This window comes from Marinobacter antarcticus, from assembly GCF_900142385.1.
In the GTDB taxonomy this organism is placed as follows: Bacteria; Pseudomonadota; Gammaproteobacteria; order Pseudomonadales; family Oleiphilaceae; genus Marinobacter; species Marinobacter antarcticus.
Genome location: NZ_FRAQ01000002.1, coordinates 316489 through 335086 on the forward strand (window position 1 = coordinate 316489; position 18598 = coordinate 335086).

Genomic DNA, 18598 nt, shown 5'->3' on the forward strand with positions numbered 1-18598 from the left:
TTACGAAGGCGCCACCTTTGTCTGATGCATGCGCCCGGTCGCCAGCCTTCTGGCCAGAGACACTGGAAGGGCGGACGGCTGCCCCGTTAACTGGTCTGCGACAAACTCTGCGAGCAGGGGAGCATAGGTGAGGCCTTTGCTGCCCAGGCCGGTCAAAAGATAGAGCCCTTCCATCTCCTGCCCCTCGGCATCAAAGAATGGCCCTGCAACAGGCTGGTAATCGTGAGTTGTGCAGCGAAACCCGACGCGGCCCGTAAGCTGCTCTGGCAGGTCACCGGTTGCCATTTCCGTTGGCAGCATTTGTGGCACCATTGCTGAAAGCTCCCGGATATTCTCCCGGTGACTCTCCGTCGTGGGATCAGGCTCATCACTGTGAAGGTCAAATGTAGCACCTATAACCGCCAACCGTTGACCCTGGGAGTCGTGGGTCGGGTTGAAATAGCGGGCGCCGCAGATAACAGCCTGGGGGCTGTCTATGATGGGCTCAGGCAGGTGAGTTACCTGCCCACGAATCGCCTTGAAGCGGAATGTGCCCGAGCCTGGAAGCAGTTGCGGGCTGAGATGCCCGGCGCAGATAACAACCTGATCTGCGTGAATGTCCGGGGTTTCAGAGTCAGCCCCGGAAAGACGCCATTTACCATCAGAGATCGCCATCTGCTCCATTGAGAAACCAAATACTTTGTGAATGCACGGATGCAAAGCGAGTGATTTGCAAAGTTTGCCTGGTTCCAGCCAGCCGCTGCCTGGAAACCACAACCCTCCACTCTCGAGGCCAACGCCTGCAAGAGCTTCGGCTTCCTGTCTGGTGACTGGGCGCAAAACGTCTTCCGGGTACTGGTTGCGCTCAATGAACCGGCGTTGACGATCCTGCTCGCTGTCACTCCAGGCCAGCTGCAGCAGACCGGTCGGATGCCAAAGCTGATCGCGATAGGTGTCGTAGTACCGCTGGCTAAACGTCAGCGCAGAGAGAGCGAGTTCGGTCTGGTGATTAAACTCCACGCCGAGTTTTACGTACATGGCGCCCTGAAGGTTACCGGATGCAGCCGAGCCAACCTCATCTGCGGAATCTATCAGTGTAACGGCGTAACCTCTTCGTGCGAGGTTGTTTGCGAGCAGGCACCCCGCAATGCCAGCCCCAATAACAGCCACGGAGGGTGCCGGCGCTTCAGGCGTGCCTGGCTTACTGTGTTGGCGGGTCTCGCTGGTAGTGGTTTTTTGCCAGGTTTCAGGGGCTATAGCTGGCTCAAAACCGTTCAGTACCCAGGCATCGGCCTTAAAGTGCAGTGTGTTCCAAGCGTCGTGCATGTCACCAAAGAACAGTGTCAGACGAACCCGGCCTCCAGCCAAAACAATGCGGTGGGTGCCGCGAACCAGTGGTGGATAGCTGGCAACCAGTTCTTCAGCTAGCTCCCCGAGCTCTGGCCACACCAAAAGCGCTTTTTTGAGATCTTGCGGGGTCAGCGGGAAACGTTCAGAGGCGACGAAATGAAGTGTCGCAGCGTGGGATGGGCCCCAAGTTTGCCAAGCCTGCCATGTGGCAAGAAAATTAAGGCCTGTGCCGAACCCGGCCTCTGCAACCACGAAAGATCCTGCTTCAGGAACTGAGGAGAAACGCGCCGGCAAGTTGTTGTGTTCGATAAACGTGGAACGAAATCCCTCCAGCCCTTTGTTGCGGCTGAAATAGCCATCCCCGAATTGCTTGGATTCGGGAACACCGTGGTGCCAGCTTAGCTCCGCCGGCTCTATTGCTGGTGGAGCAGTGGAAAGAGTCATTTTGAGTGCCCTGCCGTCATTCCTGTTCCAGCAGGGTAACGCTTTCGATTACCACAGGATTTACGGGTACATCAGCCATGCCCCGCACATGCGCAGTCTTCACGCCGGCAATGGTATCAACTACGCCCATGCCTGCCGTAACCTTTGCGAAGACCGCGTAGCCGGCTCCTCGAACACCAGCGTTCAGGAAATCGTTGTTTGTTATATTGATGAAAAACTGGGAGGTTGCGGAATCGGGGGCATTGGTGCGTGCCATGGCAACCGTACCACGCAGATTGGGCATGGTTGGCGAGGCTTCATTTTGGATAGGTGTGCGAGTTTCCTTGCGCACCATGTCGCCTGTAAACCCGCCGCCCTGGATCATGAACCCCGGAATGACCCGGTGGAAAATCGTGCCATCAAAATAACCATCGCGGGCATACTGCAGAAAGTTCTCGACCGTTTTCGGAGCGACATCCGGGCGGAGTTGCAGTTCAATGGCACCTTCGCTGGTCAGGATCCGTACTTTCGGCAGCGCCGCTTTCGTGTCAGTAGTGTCGGTCTGGGCGTGGGCCTGAAGCGTTAAAAAGGACAAACCTAGAATCATAATCAGGACGTGCATCACGTTAGTCAGTGGTTTTACCAAATTTGTCATTTCCGGGGCTCTCAGTCGGTTAGCGGCAGGTAGAGTTCCTGCAATAATCACATGGACTTGATCGTATTTCGATCTTAACAGATTTGATTCATTGTTCGAGAAGCACGCCAGCGCAGAATTGACGATAGCTCGCTGCTTGACCGCATTGGCCTCATTGCCGGTATGGCGGAGAGTGTCTCTGGTGAGTGCGGCGCGCTGATCAGGCGCTGGCAAGAACCGTGCGGCTTGATACGGTTGTTTGCTGGCCCTTGGCGCCGTATAGCTTCTGTTGGCCGGAGGCGCCCCTGAAGATGTCCGTAAGCCGGGTCAGGCGCTTCTGCAGATGGTTAATAATCCGCCCGTTGTTTTCGTTAAGAATGTGGCATTCCCGAAGCTTTGTATCAGCTTCCTGCCAGAGGGCGTAAAGATCATTGAGGCCGGCGCTGCGGATAAAGCGGGAAGGGTCGCCGCTGTCTGGCCGGAACCCCATTGCTACAAGTGTGCGGATCTTTTGCTTTGCGCGCTCCCGTATTTCTCCGAGAACGGCGTTCTTTTCCTGAGTCAGTGTCTCGAGAACTTTGGTATCAGAACCGGACAGGCAGGACTTCTCCTTTTGCAGAATCTCCGCCAGAGTTTCAAGCTGGCGGACATCCAGGGAAAGGAGATTCTTCAGATCATCAATTGCAGCCATGATTTACTCACCCGAAAATGCTTTTATCCATATCAAGCATTTTCTGGGCCAATTTTTCTGCATCGACTTTATAGGTGCCGTTTTCGAGCGCTGAGCGAATCTCTTCAATCCGCCCATCATCCATTTCAGGATAATCTCCCAGCTTCTGTTCAAGCTGTTTAAGATTCTTGGCCTGACTGCTCAGGTTTACGTTCTCGCCGCGCGCACTCTGGGCCTTGGCATTGGCCTGTTCCGGGGTCGTTTTCCCGGTATTCTGGCTGGTGGCGGGCTTGTCGGCCGTTGTTCTCTGGGTGTTGACCTGGCCTTGGCCAATTCCATTTAAGTCAACTGACATATCATTACCTGCTTTACAGTTGAGCCGCACATACGTGGGCTGACTCGGGTTTATATCCACTTAACGGCACAATGCCGGCATACTTTAGGGGCGGATATATGCTTTTTGTTAACATTTCGTCACATTCATGACGGGTATTTGCGACGGCGGTCATCCGGTGGCAGTTTTTTGCCGGCGGAAAGAATCTGCCAGTCAATAGTCGCAGAGACCACTACATTGGCACCTCGACGTGGCCGGGTGCAGTAACGTTCGCCCTTACGGTGCGAGACGAGGCAAGGTTTTCTACCAGAACCTGCTCGCCAATGGATGCGTTAGCCAGGGCTTTGCCACGGGAACGAACCGAAAAGGATCCGCTGCGGGCAGTGATAATAACATGGTCGCCCCGCGTAACGGCATCAGGTGCTTCAAGAAGATCCGGCGTCAGAACCGAGCCCGCATTTACCGGTCGGCGAACAACCATGCCTTCTATAAGGTCAACGTCGGTCATTATTCCTCGTCGGGTGGCATTAACGACGACAGAACGGGTTTTAAGCATGCCGGTTGTTATCCGCTCACCCCGTCCGAAAGGACGGGCTGCAACCAGCGCGGGGCCACTGATCGAAACCGTGGTTGTTACGAACATACGCCAGGGTCGCTCGCCGCTGCAGGCTACCTGTATAGAGGGATGCTCACTTTTCCAGGGATCACCGGTAAATTCCACAGCAAGAGGGGCCGAGCAAGGTGCGAGGGCAATTCTGCTATCGATACCGCCTGTCTCAAACGTAACCTTATAACCCTCTTTGGCTTGGGTGCGGCCAAAGGCAGCAAGAAATGATGTGGTCGCCAGGCGAATATCATCCGCAGTCGTTTCTGCCAGCACAGGGGTGGCCAAGGCCGACATGAATATGAGCGAGACTAAAAGCGTGGTGCGCATATGTCCTGGTTTGTCCTATGCTGTCAGTATTACGGCAAAATTACGCATGTAAATGCCTAAGGATTGCGGTATTCCGGCCGTTAAACTGGTTAATCCGCTTTTGGGCGACGTTATTCTGTCATCCAGGCAACTCATTCTAAAGAACAGCAAAATGCATGCCGGTGCTTCCGGCCGGCCAGAGGAGACTGCTATGGCAGGGGTATTGGACAGTGTTAACCAGCGTACGCAGCTTGTCGGGCAGAATCGCCTTGAACTTCTTCTGTTCCGTTTGCGTGGGCGACAGATATACGGCATCAATGTGTTTAAGGTTAAGGAGGTGCTGCAGTGCCCCAAACTGTCTTCCATACCTAACAGCCGTGCGGTAGTTCGCGGTGTGGCCCACACCCGGGGCGAAACAATCCCGATAATTGATTTGGGTATGGCTATTGGTCTGCCGGGTATTCCTCAGGAAGACCTGCCCAACAGCTTTGTGATTATTACCGAGTACAACCGCAAAACTCAGGGGTTCCTGGTAACCGCGGTAGACCGCATCATGAACATGAACTGGGAAGATATTCTTCCTCCCCCCAAGGGCACTGGTAAGGATATCTACCTTACGGCGGTCACGAAAATCGATGATAAACTGGCTGAAATCATAGATGTAGAGAAGATTCTTTCAGAGGTTTCTCCTCTCCGGGAGGATGTAACCGAAGCAATTCTGAGCAAAAGCGCTGAGCGGGTTTCGGGGCATCTGCCGGTTCTGGTAGTTGATGACTCCGCGGTGGCACGCCGCCAGATAGAGCGCTGCCTTATAGCGATTGGCATGGAAGTGGTAACTCGGAATGATGGTAAGCAGGCCCTCCAATACCTCAAAGAAATTACGGCAGACGGCTCAAAAGCAAAGGACCTTCTTTCACTGATAATCTCCGATGTAGAAATGCCCGAAATGGACGGGTATACACTGGTTACCCGGATCAAGAGTGATCCCGCACTCGCTGATCTGTTTGTTATGCTCCATACCTCATTGAGTGGCGTATTCAACAAAGCGATGGTACAGAAAGTCGGCGCGGATGATTTTATGGCAAAATTCAGCCCTGATGAGCTCGCTGAACGAATCATGGAAATCGTCGACCAGAGCTGACCCTTTATTCATCCGGTAATTCATTAAGAACTGAGAGCCAATGAAAGCGGAAATTACCCCACAGGAATATGAAGCCTTCAAATCGTTCCTGCAGGATGCGTGTGGTATTTTGTTGGGAGACAACAAACAATACCTTGTGAAAAGCCGGTTACGGCGGGTTCTGGAAGAGAATGGGCTGAATTCTCTTGGGGCGTTACTTGAACGCCTGAAAAGGCCGGGGCGGGCCAGCCTCAAGGAGGTGGTAATAGATGCTATGACCACCAACGAAACTCTCTGGTTCCGGGACAATCATCCGTTCCGTATTCTGCAGGAAAAGCTGCTTCCGGAATTTGCGGCGCGCTCCTCTCTCGCGCCCTTACGAGTCTGGTCGGCTGCATGCTCTACAGGGCAGGAGCCGTACTCGGCAGGTATGATCGTCGATGAGTTCAGGCGCCAGAAGCCCGGGAAACTCCGTGATGTAAAAATTACAGCGACGGATATATCGAAAAGCGTACTCGAGGTGGCGCGCCGCGGTGAATACGAGATGATCGCCATTGGCCGTGGGCTGTCGCCGGAACGCCAGAAACAGTTCTTCACACCTTCTGCAAATGGTGGCTGGCAGATCCGGCCACAGATCAAAAGCATGGTTGAGTTCAAGGAGCTAAACCTGCTCGAGCGCTACATGCTGGGCAAGTTTGATATAGTGATGTGCCGGAATGTGCTGATCTACTTCTCCGCAGACCTGAAGAAAGACATCCTGACCCGCATTCATGCCACGCTGAATCCCGGTGGCTATCTGATACTGGGTGCTTCGGAATCCCTTAACGGCCTACCGGATCTTTACGAGATGGTGCAGTGCCAGCCTGGAATCATCTACAGGAAGAAATGAGTAATGCCCTTTAACGTATGGGTTCTGGTGGCGGCACAGGCGCTGGCTATGTGTACAGCACCTTTCATCGTGTTCATCGGAAGCATTCAAGGGCGTATGCTCGCGCCGGCCCCGGAGTACGCGACGCTGCCCGTGGGGTTGGTTGTAGTCGGCACTGTTCTGGCCATCAAACCTGCTACCTGGTTAATGCAGAGGCTTGGTCGCAAGCGGGTGATGCTGCTGGGTGCGTCCATGGGCATGCTGGCAGGTACTCTTGGTGCCCTGGCTTCGTGGCTCGGCCTGTTCCCGTTGCTTTGTCTGGCTGCTGTTTTAGGTGGCACCGGGCTGGCGGTGGTTCATCAGTATCGCTTTGCGGCCATGGAGTCAGTGCCGGATAACATGGCCGGCTCTGCCGCTGCACGGGTATTGCTCGGCGGGCTGGTCGCTGCGTGGCTTGGGCCTGAAATCGCCACACTCGGCAGTGGTACAGAAGCAAGCTATCCGTTTCTCACAAGCTGGCTTGGCCTGGCTGGTGTTCAGTTTTCGGCATTGGTAATACTTGGCCTGGGTTACCGGGCGCAGGATGAGCGGGTAAGAGAAACTCATGCCGGTGGTGGCAGGCCGTTACGGGAAATTCTCGCTAACCCTCTGATCTGGGCGGCTATCAGTGCCGCTGCGATTGGCTATGCAGTCATGAGCTTTATCATGACCGCAACGCCACTGAGCATGACTGAAATGGCCGGACATGATCTGGATGACGCCAAGCGGGTTATTCAGCTACACATCATGGCCATGTATCTACCATCGCTTATCAGTGGCTGGCTGACACGAGTTGTCGGCATACCTTTGATGATGGCAGCTGGTCTGCTGGCCTATCTGGGGTGTGTTGTGCTGGCCGCCAGTGGCGTCAGTTTTCACCATTATCTGTCTGCTCTGTTGTTGCTGGGTGTTGGCTGGAACTTTCTGTTTGTGGGCGGTACCAGCTTGTTGCCCCGCGGCTACTCAGACGCCGAGCGCTTCAGAGTGCAGGGCCTCAATGATATTTTTGTGTTTGGCTCGCAAGCCACAGCCGCTCTATCGGCGGGCGTTATTCTCTCCTGGCTTGGCTGGTCAGCGCTGGTGATGTTCGCTGTGCCCTTCCTTATAATCCATGGTGTACTGATGATGCTCTGGCTAAGCCGGGGAGAGGCCAGAGTCACTGAGCCTTCATAACCTGAGGCGTTTATGGACCAGCTTAATCTGCGCCATCTATACTATTTCTGGGTGATAAGCCGTGAAGGCTCCATTGCCCGTGCCAGCGACGTTCTGGAGCTGGCGCCACAAACCTTGAGTGGCCAGCTGGCCACGTTTGAGGCTTCCGTAGGTGGTCGCTTGTTTTTGCGGGAAAGGCGCAAGCTCATCCTTACTGACCTGGGGCGGCTGATACTTGGGTACGCTGATGATATTTTTGCGCTGACCGGAGAGTTGACGGAAACCCTGCACTCTGGCCCCGCAGATCGCCCGTTGGCGCTCTCAGCCGGTATCTCAGCCTCCATCCATAAACTGCTCGTTTATTATCTTCTGCAGCCGGCTATGGCGATTAAGCGTCCGATTCAGCTTGAGTGCCAGACAGGCCGGACCCAGGGGCTAATTCTCAGTCTCAAGCGAAAAGAGCTGGATGTTGTTCTCACAGACCGTATGCCGGGTGTCCAGGAAGAGACCAACTTGACGGTTCATCCGATTGCCAGTTCCAGTATCAGCCTTTTCGCAGCGCCTGCTCTGGCCCAAAGGTTAAGGCCTGGATTGCCGGGGTCACTCAATGGGGAGCCGTTTCTCGCCAATGCTACCGATGTGCCTTACTTTGAGCGTCTGATGAACTGGTTTTCATTGAATGGGGTGCGTGTCAACCTTGTGGCACGAGTGGATGACAGCGCGTTGATCAAGGTTTTCGGACGTGAAGGTTATGGTATTTTTGCTGCGCCCACCGTCATTCAGGATGAGGTTTGCCGGCAATATGAAGTGGAACACATCCTGGCAATTGATGACGTGACCGATGAGCTGTTCGCCATCACTCGCGGTAGCAGACTGAACCACGAGGCCGTCCGGGCCATTTGTGAGGCGCGCATCGATTTCAGGAGCGCCAGAAAAGCATCGAAAAAACCGATGTGAATTGATTATAGAACATTATTTTATCGAGCTTTAATTCCCGGCATTATGGAGATGTAAAAGGCAGCAACCGAACAGGAGAAGCAGCCATGAAAACTATCCATAAATTCCGTCTTGAACCGGGTAAAGAGCCGACCACCTTATCGCTCACCGAAGGTTACCGGGTAGTTCGGAGTGAGTACATTGTTCCACACAAAGCGGTTTATCTGTGGGTAGAGCAACCACTGAATGTGGGGGCCACTGCACTGAAGCGGCAGTTCCGCGTAGCCCTTTCCGGGGAGCCGGTACCCAGAACCTTTGAATATATAGACACTGCGCTGGATCAATTCGGCCCTGAGGCGTACCACGTATTCGCAGTTCCCTCAGAAGGTGAGTCTGGTGGCGTCAAACCTGAGAATGACGCTTTGATTAATCAGCCTTTAGCCTCTTCGGATTGGTGAGGCAGTTTTCGCTTCGTTATCTTCCCCTTCTTCAGGAGCCCTCCGGGGCTCTTTTTGTTCCTTCTGTTAATCATTGCGTAGAATAAGCGGTTGAGACCTTTCCTATGTTTTGAACAGAGGGCTTTCCATGGCATTTTCGAACAGTCGTCTAAAGTTGTTATTCCTGTTATCGCTTTTATCGTTAATTGTCGCCTGCACAGGGGTACCACAAGGCATAAAGCCCGTAACAGGTCTGAATGCCGATAAATATCTGGGTAAATGGTATGAAATTGCCCGGCTGGATCATTCGTTCGAGGAAGGGCTTAGCCGAGTAGCTGCGGAGTACGAACTGCAAGATGACGGTAGCATTAAAGTGACCAATCGTGGTTTTGATGCGGCGACCGGCGAATGGAGTGTTGCCGAGGGCAGGGCGGTGTTTGTAGAAAATGAGAGCACTGGGCACCTCAAGGTCTCGTTCTTCGGCCCGTTCTATGCCTCGTACGTTATTTTTGAGTTGGACAAGAAAAAATACCAGTACGCCTACGTTACCGGCTACGACCGGGATTACCTTTGGTTTCTCTCACGGACGCCCGAAGTCAGTGCAGAAGCTATCGCCCGGTTCAGAGAAGTGGCTGCGGAGGCGGGCTTTGATCTGGAGGAACTTGTTGTAGTGGATCAAAGCCCTGTTGAATAGCTGTCTTTCAGAAGGGTAAATGGCCGGTTTTTACCCAGATAACGGTCTCTTGGTCCACAAAAGGGTGGTGCTGGCTCAAGTGCGGGCTTCTTATCCAGGAGCCCTCCGGATAACGGCCATGTTCATCACAGAACTCCCCGGAAAGCACAAAGATTTCTTCGCCACCGAAATGCCTGTGGGGCTGAAACACCTCATTGGCTGGCCATTTAACAAGCGCTACATGTTCGTGCTCAAACTCATGAAGCGGCATCACTTCAAGACCACCGATCCCGGGCAGCCAATCGCTGTTTCGGGTATCAACCCGCACCGTAGCCAGATCGCGCTCATTGAACTGATGCAATTTTACCAGCAGTGTACAGCCCGGTTTGCTGAACGGCGCATGGCCGCTCCCGGGTGGGTTGCGCAGATAGGTACCGGCAGGGTAGTCGCCGGTTTCATCCGAAAATACGCCGTCCAGAACCAGTATTTCTTCACCAAGAGGATGTTCGTGCCGGTTGAATGAGGCACCTGGCTCGTAGCGAACAATACTGGTAGCGTGTCCGCGCTCAGCTTCTTCCCTGGCCAGAGGTTTCCTGACGACTCCGCCTGAGGGGCTGGGAACCCACTCCTGTTCGTTGGTGCGGACGACAACCTTACGGCCAAAATCCATGTTCAGCATTGCGTGCCTCTCTGATCAAAGTCGGGGTGTTGTTTACGACGCAGAGCTACGAACAGATGAGCCGGTTTTCGGCTACTTGATCAGCATCTGCACGTCACGGAACGCAGGATGTTTGCAGTGTCGCATCCATTCAAAAGCCACCATTTCTGTCGTGACAATGCGTGCGCCGCTATTACTGAGCCGGTCAAGGGCAACATCCCGGTCGAATTCATTGCGGGAGCCCGTCGCATCCGCAACGACCCAAACCTTATAGCCTGCATCGAGCAGGCTCAGCGCCGTTTGCATCATGCATACATGGGTTTCGCAGCCTGCAATAACAATTTGTTGTCGGCCTTCCGGAAGGTGTTCAACCAACCCGTCAGGGCAGGCGTCGAAGTGGTATTTGGCCAGCGTATGGAGACAAAGCTCCTTCACACCCTCAACGTTCGGCCCCAGTTTTTCCGGCAGCTGCTCGGTAGCGAGAACAGGAACCTCCAGAAGCCCGGCAATCGTGGCGAGAGTGACACACTGATTGATCACATCTCGGCCATGGATAATCGCGGGCATCAGCTTTTCCTGAACGTCGATCAACAGCAGGGTGGATTGTTCCGATTTCATGAGCATTGATAGCCTCCAAGCTTTGTAAACACGCTGAACAGCATATGCATACCATGGTACTCGCACGAGGGCGGCGAACACCATACAGATATTTATTGCCGTAAACCGTAAATTTTGCCGGGATTTATCCGATTGGAGTTGCCAATCGTCGCTAAAACCATTAAAGTTTGCGCCCTCAAATGAGCGACGATATCGCTGATTTGAAACAGGTTATTGGAGAGGTGGCCGAGTGGCTGAAGGCGCACGCCTGGAAAGTGTGTAAACGTTAATAGCGTTTCGAGGGTTCGAATCCCTCTCTCTCCGCCAATTTAAGACCCTGACTTTCATCTCGAAAGTCAGGGTTTTTCATTTTAAGGCCCCGACTATTGCCGCTGTGGGCTTTGACGACTCCTTGGTACTTTCTTGACCCGCTACTGATGAGGTCTACTCTCCACTCCCGATTATCAGACGACGCTATGAACGTGGATCAGAAACTCCGTTCCCTCGTTGTCTGATTGTGCGACCTCGAGATCCCAGCCCAGTTGCTCACAAACCAGCCGGACGATCAGCAACCCAAAGGTGGTGTTGCTGAGCTCTCCGGTCGGGGAGGTAATGGCACTGGGCGCTGCAATAGAGCTCAGGTGCTCGGTTACTTTATCAGGAAGCCCGGCCCCGAAGTCTCGCACCGAGATTCTGTTTTCAATCATTCGAATCTCAACGTCAGCACGGGTGTGGCGCAGCGCATTCTGCAACAGGTTGCGCATTAACATACGTACCAGAGCGGGATGGGTTTTGACTCTCAGCCCGGGGCTGTCGTTGTAGACCTTGATCCGGCCTGCATGGACCGGGTGTCCATGTTCCAGGTCATCAATTGTGTTCTGGACGACCTCTTGCAGCACAATGGTTCTGGCATCGCCTCTGGATGCTTCACTGCGGGCAAGTTCAAGCAGGACTTCTGTATCGTCGCTCATGGTTTGCATGGCCCGACGGATGCGGGCGAGGGTTTTCTGATCCGCCGCCGACAAGCTTTGGCGTTGTTCCAGTACGTTCAGGGCGCCACTCATCACGGCCAGAGGTGTGCGAAGTTCATGGCTGGCCAACTTCACAAACGATTTTTCCCGCTCGATATGGTGTTCAAGCGCGGATAGAAACCGGTTAAACGCCTCGGCGATATCGCAAAACTCATGATCACGGTAGTCCGTGGCGATTTTCTGCATCGATGATCCGGGGACCGTGCTCTGGACTTCATGAGTTAGTTTCTTGAAAGGACGGACCAGGTGCCGTGCTCCTGCTCGGGCAACAAAAAAGCCGATTAGTAGCATCAAGCCGGCCACACCAACCAGGGCAAGCATAACCAAGGACTCACGATTTTCCATGATGGTAATATCCTGGGCCAGGAAGAGCTTGCCATAAGGTGCTTTCAGCTGTTCGCCGTATATCAACAGTGTTGTCTTGCCCACCATGATTTCCCGGGAAAATGGCAAGGATCGACCCCGGAAATATTCCGGTAGTACAGCCTCGGCCTCGCCTTGTGGCAGGAAAACCACCTCCAGTTGCGCCGTTTTTACGGGATGAAAACTTCCGTCCCCCAGCTGCTCCGTGAAATAGTCGGCTTCAGCCTTCAGCTCCAAGGCCAGAATGGTGTCCTCAACGTCATTAACGAACAGCTCGACAATCAACATGGAAGTGGCTGTGGTCGCAGCAAGCAGGAAAAACAGAGTTCGGGCCAGGCGTTTGGTCAAAGATGACTTCATGGTGTATCGGCGTTCTCTTTTGCAGGGACTTCCAAACTGTACCCCCGTCCATGGATTGTTTTTACCAGGCCGTTGCCCACGCCTGTCTGCAGAGATTTACGAAGTGTATAAATATGAGTACGGAGGCTATTGCCTTCCGTTTCACCGTGGTGGGCTCCCCATAAGGCATCAGTTAACGCCTCATGGCTAAGAAAACTGGGATACGCCCGCACCAGCAATTCAAACAGGCGCGCTGGTGTGCCGGATAAAGCCGTTTTTAACCCGTGCAACTCCACTTCCAGTGTGCCCGGGTCAAACAGAATATCACCGGCCGCTAAAACCGGCCGCTGCGGCGAATAGCGACGATGTAAGGCTTCAATTCGTAGTTGTAGCTCACGCAGTTCAAATGGCTTCACGAGGTAATCATCCGCACCACAATCAAACCCTTTTTCCTTGTCGGTCAGGGAGCTTAATGCCGTCATCAGAATAACGGGGGTCTGGCATTGCAGGTCTTGACGGATGCGCCGACAAATATCATAACCATTGACACCGGGTAGCATCAGGTCGAGCACGATAACGTCATAGCTTTGCGTGGCCAGCAGGTGCAATGCGGTCAAACCGTCAGCGGCAAAGTCCAGGGTGTAGCGGTCTTCATCCAGAAACTCGAACAGGTTTTCCGCCAGGTCCATTTGGTCCTCTACAATCAATAGCCTGAGAGAAGCTTGATTAGATGTCATTCGAGCGAACTCCGTTGGCGTCAGACATCGGCTGCTGATCGCGGAGCAACCCCCCAATGACCAACAATTGATAGCGATTATTTTCCATAACCTTTCGAGCTGACGGGGATAGATCAGCCACTCTGTCGCTTGACCAGGTTCTGGGCACCGCGACATACAGGTGTTGAAATGCGCGGGCGCCGGGCAAGTTGATCAAACCGTTCTTGGTGACTTCCAAGGCAGTTCCGCCTGAGTAAAATCTGGCTGAAAATGGCAGATCATCCAGATAGATCAGCGGGCTGTCATTGGCTTCCCTGATCTGTTGGTAATAGCTTACCAGTTCTTTCTCTGTCTTGAGCGGCATCCAGCCTATGGCGACCAGACCCACGAGCACGGTGAGTAAAACAGGCACAAACGCCACCAGGCCACCCCGTATAGAGGATAACCAGAAAGACTTGCATTCTGACACCCAGCGACCGATCAGAATGGCGGTAAACGGCAACGACGGCAGTATATAAGTCCAGAGTGTATTGCCTGCGAGCGTAAAAAACAGCATCGGTGCCAGTGCGCTAAGCAGCACAAAGCTAACGCCGGGATTCGATATTGTCTTGCTTACAATGCCGCTTCTTTTGCCCCTTAACCACGCCAGTGTCAGGCTCAAAAGCGCGACGATGCCCCAGGGGAACGAGGCCCACAACCAGAACATCCAGATCATGCCTTTGGGCTGATCATGGGCGCTGCCGTAGAGGTCTCCCGCCCACCCCGGGTCCAGAAACCGGCGAATATGCTCCCCAACGATAAAGTAATCCAGAAATCCAGGGGTCTTTAACTCAGCCAGTATGTACCAGGGACAGACCAGCAGGGCCGTCATCAGTGTTCCTCTAAACCAGGGCAGCCGTCGCAGGTTGTTGGTCGCTTCCCGCCATGAGAGGAGTAACCACAATACGATGGGAATCCCGATCAGCACCAGGGCCAACGGCCCCTTGGACAGGAGTCCGATAACCATTCCAAGAAAGAAAAGCCATCGCCAAAGGCCGCTTTCTCCCGACATTACCAAACAAAAGCTGACCAGAGTGAGCGTGGTGCCCAGCGCCAGGAAGGCGTCTGTCATCACGGCACCGGCGCTGATATAAGTGAGCGCCATGGTTGCGAAGACCAGGCAACTCCATTGAGCCACCTGAACACTCCAGAGTTGCCGCGCCAGTCGCCAGACCAGCCAGACCATGGCAAGCGTTGCCAGCCAGGACGGAAAGCGCAGCGAAAACTCCGAGACACCAAATATTTTGATGGCTGCCGCCTGGGCCCAGAACGACAAGGGCGGTTTACCCCAGAAAGGGACACCAGGCTCAAACCAGGGCGTAATCCAGTCACCGGTTTCGGCCATCAAGCGGGCAATTTCCGCGTAACGAGGCTCGGTGGTGTCGGCGAAGGGGAACAGCGCCATGCCGATGAATCGGCTAATCAATATCGCTGCCAATATCAGCAGCCATACGTTAAACCGCTTTGACATGACGCGTCTCCGTCATTTTGCGGTTAGCGTGTTGACGCACACCTTCCGGGCTTTCGATCACTTCCTCTGTGAGGTACACCGGCCGCTGTTTCGATTCCATGTAGGTCTTGCCGACATATTCACCCACGATGCCCACACTCATCAACTGGATGCCGCCTAGAAAGCTGATGATGGCCACAAGCGAGGGATAACCGGCGGTGGCATCGCCCAGCATTAGTGCCTTGACTACAATCCACAGGCCGAATACCGCACCCACGCTGGCGGCAATGAGCCCGATCACGGTCGCCCAGCGCAATGGCGAAACAGAAAACGAGGTCAGCCCTTCAAGAGCTAGGCCTACCAGCCCGGGGTAATCCCATTTTGTCTCCCCGGCCACTCGAGGCTCACGGTCGTACTGGATTATCTGGGTCGGCATGCCGATCCAGGCAAACAACCCTTTCATGTAGCGATTCCGTTCTTTCAGCACCAGCAGAGCGTCAATCGCTTTTCGGCTCATCAACCGAAAGTCGCCAGTGTCCACCGGAATATCGGTGTGGCTTGTTCGGTTCAGCAACCGGTAAAAAAGGTGTGCACTCCAGCGTTTGAACGCGGTTTCGCCCGCCCGTGAGCGACGCTGCATCAGGACAACGTCAACCCCGGACTGCCAGCACTCGACCATTGCGGGGATATGCTCAGGCGGATCTTGCAGATCGGCATCCAGCACAATCACCGCATCCCCCCTGGCGTGCTCCAGCCCCGCCGTCATGGCGGCTTCCTTGCCGAAATTTCGGCTCAGTTTGATAAGTCGGACGCCGGGCGTTCGATCGATAACGCTGCGGATATACTGGGCACTGCCATCGTCGCTGCCATCATCCACCAGTACGATTTCCCAGTGTAGGTCCAGCTTGGCAAGCACAGGCAAAACCCGTTCAAAGAAAAGCGGCAGCATCGGGCGCTCGTTGAATAGCGGTACCACCAGTGATAACAGCGGCGTGTCGAAAGGCATAGCGGAAAATTCACTGTGTTTGTTCATGGAAAACCAGCCTTTGGTAGACGATGTAATTCAGTGCAGCAACAAGACCTGTGGTAATGACTTGTGAAAGCATGACAGGAAGTTCCAGGAAACTGTTGAGCAGGAAGAAAAAAACGAGATTGCAGAGCCAGGCGACAAAACAGGAGCCAACATAGCGCCATAGGGTGAATCTGTGAGGGCCGGCATTTCGGAACGCCAGACGCCGCTGGAGGCCGTAGTTTAGTGCGGCTCCAGATACGCTTCCGGTTGCGGTCGCCAACGTTGGCTCAAGCCCTGCGCCGATCAGCGCAGCCATAACAAGCCAGTGAAACAACGTGGCAAGGCCGCCGGCAGCAATAAATCCTTGCAATTGGAGCGGTAAGAATTTTTTCATGACGAAAACAACCACCTTGAGGACTGACAAAGTCGGCCTGACATTGAGCGGGTACCATAGCCCACTCCGTGTCACGACTTTGTGGAGGTTTTATCAGGAAAATGTCAAAACTTGAGGGGGCCTAAATGGAGCCAGCCAGATTTGAGGGTGCTTACTGAAGGCTGATAATCTCATCGGCCAGAGCTGTGAGTTCCGCTGCAACAAGATGCGGAGAGGGTACGCCTGCGGCGGGCAGTAGCGCGTTGTGGGGCCGTGTAAGAAGAGCTCCACGGCAGCCGGCGGCCTGGGCGCCAATGGTATCCCACAGGTGGCAGGCTACAAGGCACAGGTCTGAAGTTTCGACAGATAGCTCTGTGGCGACCAGGCGATAGGTTTCAGGGGCCGGCTTGAATTTGCCGACAGCGTCGACACTGAAATTCCTTTCAAAAAAACGACTTAAGCCTGCTTTTTCGAGCGGGGTTGGTGAAGCGCTGCTGGCGGAATTAGTTAATGTCACCATGCGAAATCCGGCATTCTGCAAGCGGGTGAGGGCCGGCACAACGTCGGGATGTGCCGGCATCGAACTCATCCGTTCTTTCAGCTCTGCAATATCTGCATCCGTAATACTCACTTCATGAATACTCGCCGTCATTCTCAGCGCACCGATGCCAAGCTCGCCGAAGGGTGTAAAAAGGCCGGAAAGGGTCATTGTCTGCGAGTAAAGCACAAGCTGGGCGAACCATTCTCTAAGCACGCGCGGATCGCCAAAGATGCGATCGAACAAAGGTTCCAGGGCAGTGATGTCGAGCAGTGTTTCGTTTACGTCGAATACGATTATCGAGGGGAAGGCTTTATTTTGCATGGGGCATCCTCTTGCTGTTTCTGGCGCAGGTGCGTGTCGGAATGGTAGTTCAACTCAGGGACTGTAGCTGGACTTGAGTGGTTGCTCAATATAAAGTTGAGTAATCACTCAGACTCCATTGCCGCGCTGTATTGCGGCACCGATAACTGGAAATCACCATGGCTCGTGCAATGATTCACAACCGGCAGGATTCTCTGGAGCGGGCGTTGCTCCTGTTCTGGCAGAAAGGCTTTCATGCCACCTCGCTGAAGGACCTGGAGAAAGCGCTCGACATGCGACCGGGCAGCATCTATGCAACCTTTGGTAGTAAAGACGGGCTTTTCCAGGAGTCTCTGGAACGTTATGCCAGTCTGGGGCTGGCGAATCTCGAGCGTACGTTGTATGCCCACGAGTCACCGTTGGCGGGATTGGCAGCTTATTTAAGAGGGCTCGGTGGGCTTTGTGACCAGGATTTGCCAAGTCGTGCCTGCATGCTGGTAAAAAGTTTGCTGGAGCTGGGTGAGCGAGAACAGGTAGCCCGGCGCAAGGCCGAAGATTTGCTGGCTGGCATGGAAAAGCGCTTTGTGGATCGTTTCGCCGACGCACAACAGGTGGGTGAGCTGGATAGCAGTCTTGATCCGGTTCGGCTCGGCCGTCGGTTACAGGCAGAGGTGATGGGGCTGCGGGCTTTTGCTCAGCGTGATGTGGGCAGTGCTGCCGTGCACGCCTTGGCAGAAGATATGGCGCTGTCTCTGGAAGCACTGCGTATAGATGGTGGTACAGATACAGACACAGATACGCACTGATATTCTGTGCGTATCTGCCGGCTCTCATTGCTTTAGTGAAGATGGCGGGTTGTTTAAAACTGCTCGCCGCTGACTTGCTGTGCAATTAATCAGCCTTGTGCCACTCAAACTTCTGGAACGGCTTGTCTATCGGCGTGTCAGCGAGGTGATTGGTGTAGTTGCTCATGACCTTCTGAGCCGTGCCAAGAACGACCTCAAGGATCTGACGCTTGGTAAAGCCAGCATCCAGAAATGCTTTCATAGCGCTGTCATCAACGTTGCCACGGCCACGCACAAGGGCGAGGGTGAAGTCACGGAGGGCTTCAAGTCGATCCGTCGGCAACGGCGTTTCATTACGCAGCGCGTCGGTGATGGCGTCATCAACGTTCATGCTCTTGGCGATGCCGGTGTGAGCTGGCACGCAGTAGTGACAAGCATGCTCAACGTTGATGGTCTGCCACACCACAGTGGTTTCCTCGTCATCAAAGCTGCTGTCCAGGAACAGCTGATGAAGCCGCTGATAACCTTCGAGCAGTCCGGGCGCTTCAGCCATGACCGCGTGCAGGCCCGGAAGTCTCCCGAAGGCCTTGACGGATTTGTCGAGCAGATCATGGCTTTCTTGTGGTGCGCTTTGCTTATCGTGAAGGGTAAGATTGGTCATGGTATGACTCCTCAAAATGGGCTTGAAAGTTAAATGCTTACATTATCTCAACGATGGCGATCCAAACTTGAGCGATCGCTCATATTCGGGCGTAATTTTTCGTTGAGTGCGCCTGAGGAACCAACATTAACTGAACTTGAGTGATCGTTCAACATTAATTTGAGCAATCATTCAATGTGCGTCGTTGTGCTTCATTGGACGACGG

Annotated in this window: 21 protein-coding genes and 1 tRNA gene; 8 read left to right on the forward strand and 14 right to left on the reverse strand. The window is 54.0% G+C overall.

The window, feature by feature from the left end:
• The 5 genes from mnmC to flgA form a co-directional block, all read right to left on the reverse strand.
• Positions 1 to 1773, reverse strand: a complete 1773-nt coding sequence (mnmC, locus tag BUA49_RS12800) for an FAD-dependent 5-carboxymethylaminomethyl-2-thiouridine(34) oxidoreductase MnmC (protein ID WP_072798301.1) — start codon at positions 1771 to 1773, stop codon at positions 1 to 3.
• 16 nt (positions 1774 to 1789) lie between these two features.
• Complete coding sequence (locus BUA49_RS12805; RefSeq protein ID WP_228704501.1) at positions 1790 to 2359, reverse strand: peptidylprolyl isomerase; 570 nt, start codon at positions 2357 to 2359, stop codon at positions 1790 to 1792.
• A gap of 247 nt (positions 2360 to 2606) precedes the next feature.
• Positions 2607 to 3077 (reverse strand): flagella synthesis protein FlgN, encoded by a 471-nt coding sequence (locus tag BUA49_RS12810; protein ID WP_072798304.1) that lies wholly within the window; start codon positions 3075 to 3077, stop codon positions 2607 to 2609.
• 7 nt (positions 3078 to 3084) lie between these two features.
• Complete coding sequence (flgM, locus tag BUA49_RS12815) at positions 3085 to 3411, reverse strand: flagellar biosynthesis anti-sigma factor FlgM (RefSeq protein ID WP_072798305.1); 327 nt, start codon at positions 3409 to 3411, stop codon at positions 3085 to 3087.
• Positions 3412 to 3622: 211 nt separating this feature from the next.
• Positions 3623 to 4324 (reverse strand): flagellar basal body P-ring formation chaperone FlgA, encoded by a 702-nt coding sequence (gene flgA / locus BUA49_RS12820; protein ID WP_072798306.1) that lies wholly within the window; start codon positions 4322 to 4324, stop codon positions 3623 to 3625.
• A gap of 190 nt (positions 4325 to 4514) precedes the next feature.
• Between flgA and BUA49_RS12825 the strand changes: the two genes are divergently transcribed.
• The 6 genes from BUA49_RS12825 (at position 4515) to BUA49_RS12850 (ending at position 9549) form a co-directional block, all read left to right on the forward strand.
• Positions 4515 to 5444 carry a chemotaxis protein CheV gene (locus tag BUA49_RS12825; RefSeq protein WP_072798672.1) on the forward strand — a complete coding sequence of 310 codons (930 nt, stop codon included), beginning with the start codon at positions 4515 to 4517 and terminating at the stop codon, positions 5442 to 5444.
• 40 nt (positions 5445 to 5484) lie between these two features.
• Entirely contained in the window at positions 5485 to 6312 is an 828-nt protein-coding gene (locus BUA49_RS12830; RefSeq protein ID WP_072798307.1) for a CheR family methyltransferase, read from the forward strand.
• A 3-nt stretch (positions 6313 to 6315) separates the two neighbouring features.
• Positions 6316 to 7503, forward strand: a complete 1188-nt coding sequence (locus BUA49_RS12835; RefSeq protein WP_072798308.1) for an MFS transporter — start codon at positions 6316 to 6318, stop codon at positions 7501 to 7503.
• A 12-nt stretch (positions 7504 to 7515) separates the two neighbouring features.
• Positions 7516 to 8439 carry a LysR family transcriptional regulator gene (locus BUA49_RS12840; protein WP_072798309.1) on the forward strand — a complete coding sequence of 308 codons (924 nt, stop codon included), beginning with the start codon at positions 7516 to 7518 and terminating at the stop codon, positions 8437 to 8439.
• A gap of 86 nt (positions 8440 to 8525) precedes the next feature.
• Positions 8526 to 8876, forward strand: a complete 351-nt coding sequence (locus BUA49_RS12845; RefSeq protein WP_072798310.1) for a DUF7352 domain-containing protein — start codon at positions 8526 to 8528, stop codon at positions 8874 to 8876.
• Between the two features lie 127 nt (positions 8877 to 9003).
• Positions 9004 to 9549: a lipocalin family protein gene (locus BUA49_RS12850; RefSeq protein WP_072798311.1), complete on the forward strand. Its 546-nt coding sequence runs from the start codon at positions 9004 to 9006 to the stop codon at positions 9547 to 9549.
• A gap of 7 nt (positions 9550 to 9556) precedes the next feature.
• On the opposite strand, the gene BUA49_RS12855 is transcribed toward BUA49_RS12850, so the two are convergent.
• Positions 9557 to 10207, reverse strand: a complete 651-nt coding sequence (locus BUA49_RS12855; protein WP_072798312.1) for a cupin domain-containing protein — start codon at positions 10205 to 10207, stop codon at positions 9557 to 9559.
• A 72-nt stretch (positions 10208 to 10279) separates the two neighbouring features.
• Positions 10280 to 10810 carry an isochorismatase family protein gene (locus BUA49_RS12860; RefSeq protein ID WP_072798313.1) on the reverse strand — a complete coding sequence of 177 codons (531 nt, stop codon included), beginning with the start codon at positions 10808 to 10810 and terminating at the stop codon, positions 10280 to 10282.
• Positions 10811 to 11019: 209 nt separating this feature from the next.
• Between BUA49_RS12860 and BUA49_RS12865 the strand changes: the two genes are divergently transcribed.
• Positions 11020 to 11110: transfer RNA gene (locus BUA49_RS12865), tRNA-Ser, on the forward strand.
• Positions 11111 to 11247: 137 nt separating this feature from the next.
• Here the strand turns inward: BUA49_RS12865 and BUA49_RS12870 are convergent.
• The 6 genes from BUA49_RS12870 to BUA49_RS12895 form a co-directional block, all read right to left on the reverse strand.
• Entirely contained in the window at positions 11248 to 12537 is a 1290-nt protein-coding gene (locus tag BUA49_RS12870) for a sensor histidine kinase (protein ID WP_072798315.1), read from the reverse strand.
• On the reverse strand, positions 12534 to 13253 hold the full coding sequence (locus BUA49_RS12875; RefSeq protein ID WP_072798317.1) for a response regulator transcription factor: 720 nt from the start codon (positions 13251 to 13253) through the stop codon (positions 12534 to 12536). Before BUA49_RS12875 ends, BUA49_RS12870 begins: the two co-directional genes overlap by 4 nt.
• On the reverse strand, positions 13243 to 14742 hold the full coding sequence (locus BUA49_RS12880) for an ArnT family glycosyltransferase (protein WP_072798318.1): 1500 nt from the start codon (positions 14740 to 14742) through the stop codon (positions 13243 to 13245). Before BUA49_RS12880 ends, BUA49_RS12875 begins: the two co-directional genes overlap by 11 nt.
• Positions 14726 to 15754: a glycosyltransferase family 2 protein gene (locus BUA49_RS12885; protein ID WP_072798320.1), complete on the reverse strand. Its 1029-nt coding sequence runs from the start codon at positions 15752 to 15754 to the stop codon at positions 14726 to 14728. Before BUA49_RS12885 ends, BUA49_RS12880 begins: the two co-directional genes overlap by 17 nt.
• Positions 15738 to 16157: a GtrA family protein gene (locus BUA49_RS12890; protein WP_323807520.1), complete on the reverse strand. Its 420-nt coding sequence runs from the start codon at positions 16155 to 16157 to the stop codon at positions 15738 to 15740. The genes BUA49_RS12885 and BUA49_RS12890 overlap by 17 nt, the downstream gene beginning before the upstream one ends.
• 121 nt (positions 16158 to 16278) lie before the next feature.
• Positions 16279 to 16968 carry a haloacid dehalogenase type II gene (locus BUA49_RS12895; RefSeq protein WP_072798323.1) on the reverse strand — a complete coding sequence of 230 codons (690 nt, stop codon included), beginning with the start codon at positions 16966 to 16968 and terminating at the stop codon, positions 16279 to 16281.
• A gap of 158 nt (positions 16969 to 17126) precedes the next feature.
• On the opposite strand from BUA49_RS12895, the gene BUA49_RS12900 reads away from it, so the two are divergent.
• Positions 17127 to 17753 (forward strand): TetR/AcrR family transcriptional regulator, encoded by a 627-nt coding sequence (locus tag BUA49_RS12900; RefSeq protein WP_072798325.1) that lies wholly within the window; start codon positions 17127 to 17129, stop codon positions 17751 to 17753.
• 85 nt (positions 17754 to 17838) lie between these two features.
• On the opposite strand, the gene BUA49_RS12905 is transcribed toward BUA49_RS12900, so the two are convergent.
• A complete protein-coding gene (locus BUA49_RS12905) occupies positions 17839 to 18393 on the reverse strand; it encodes a carboxymuconolactone decarboxylase family protein (protein WP_072798326.1) in 555 nt (184 codons plus the stop codon).
• Positions 18394 to 18598 lie beyond the last annotated feature (205 nt).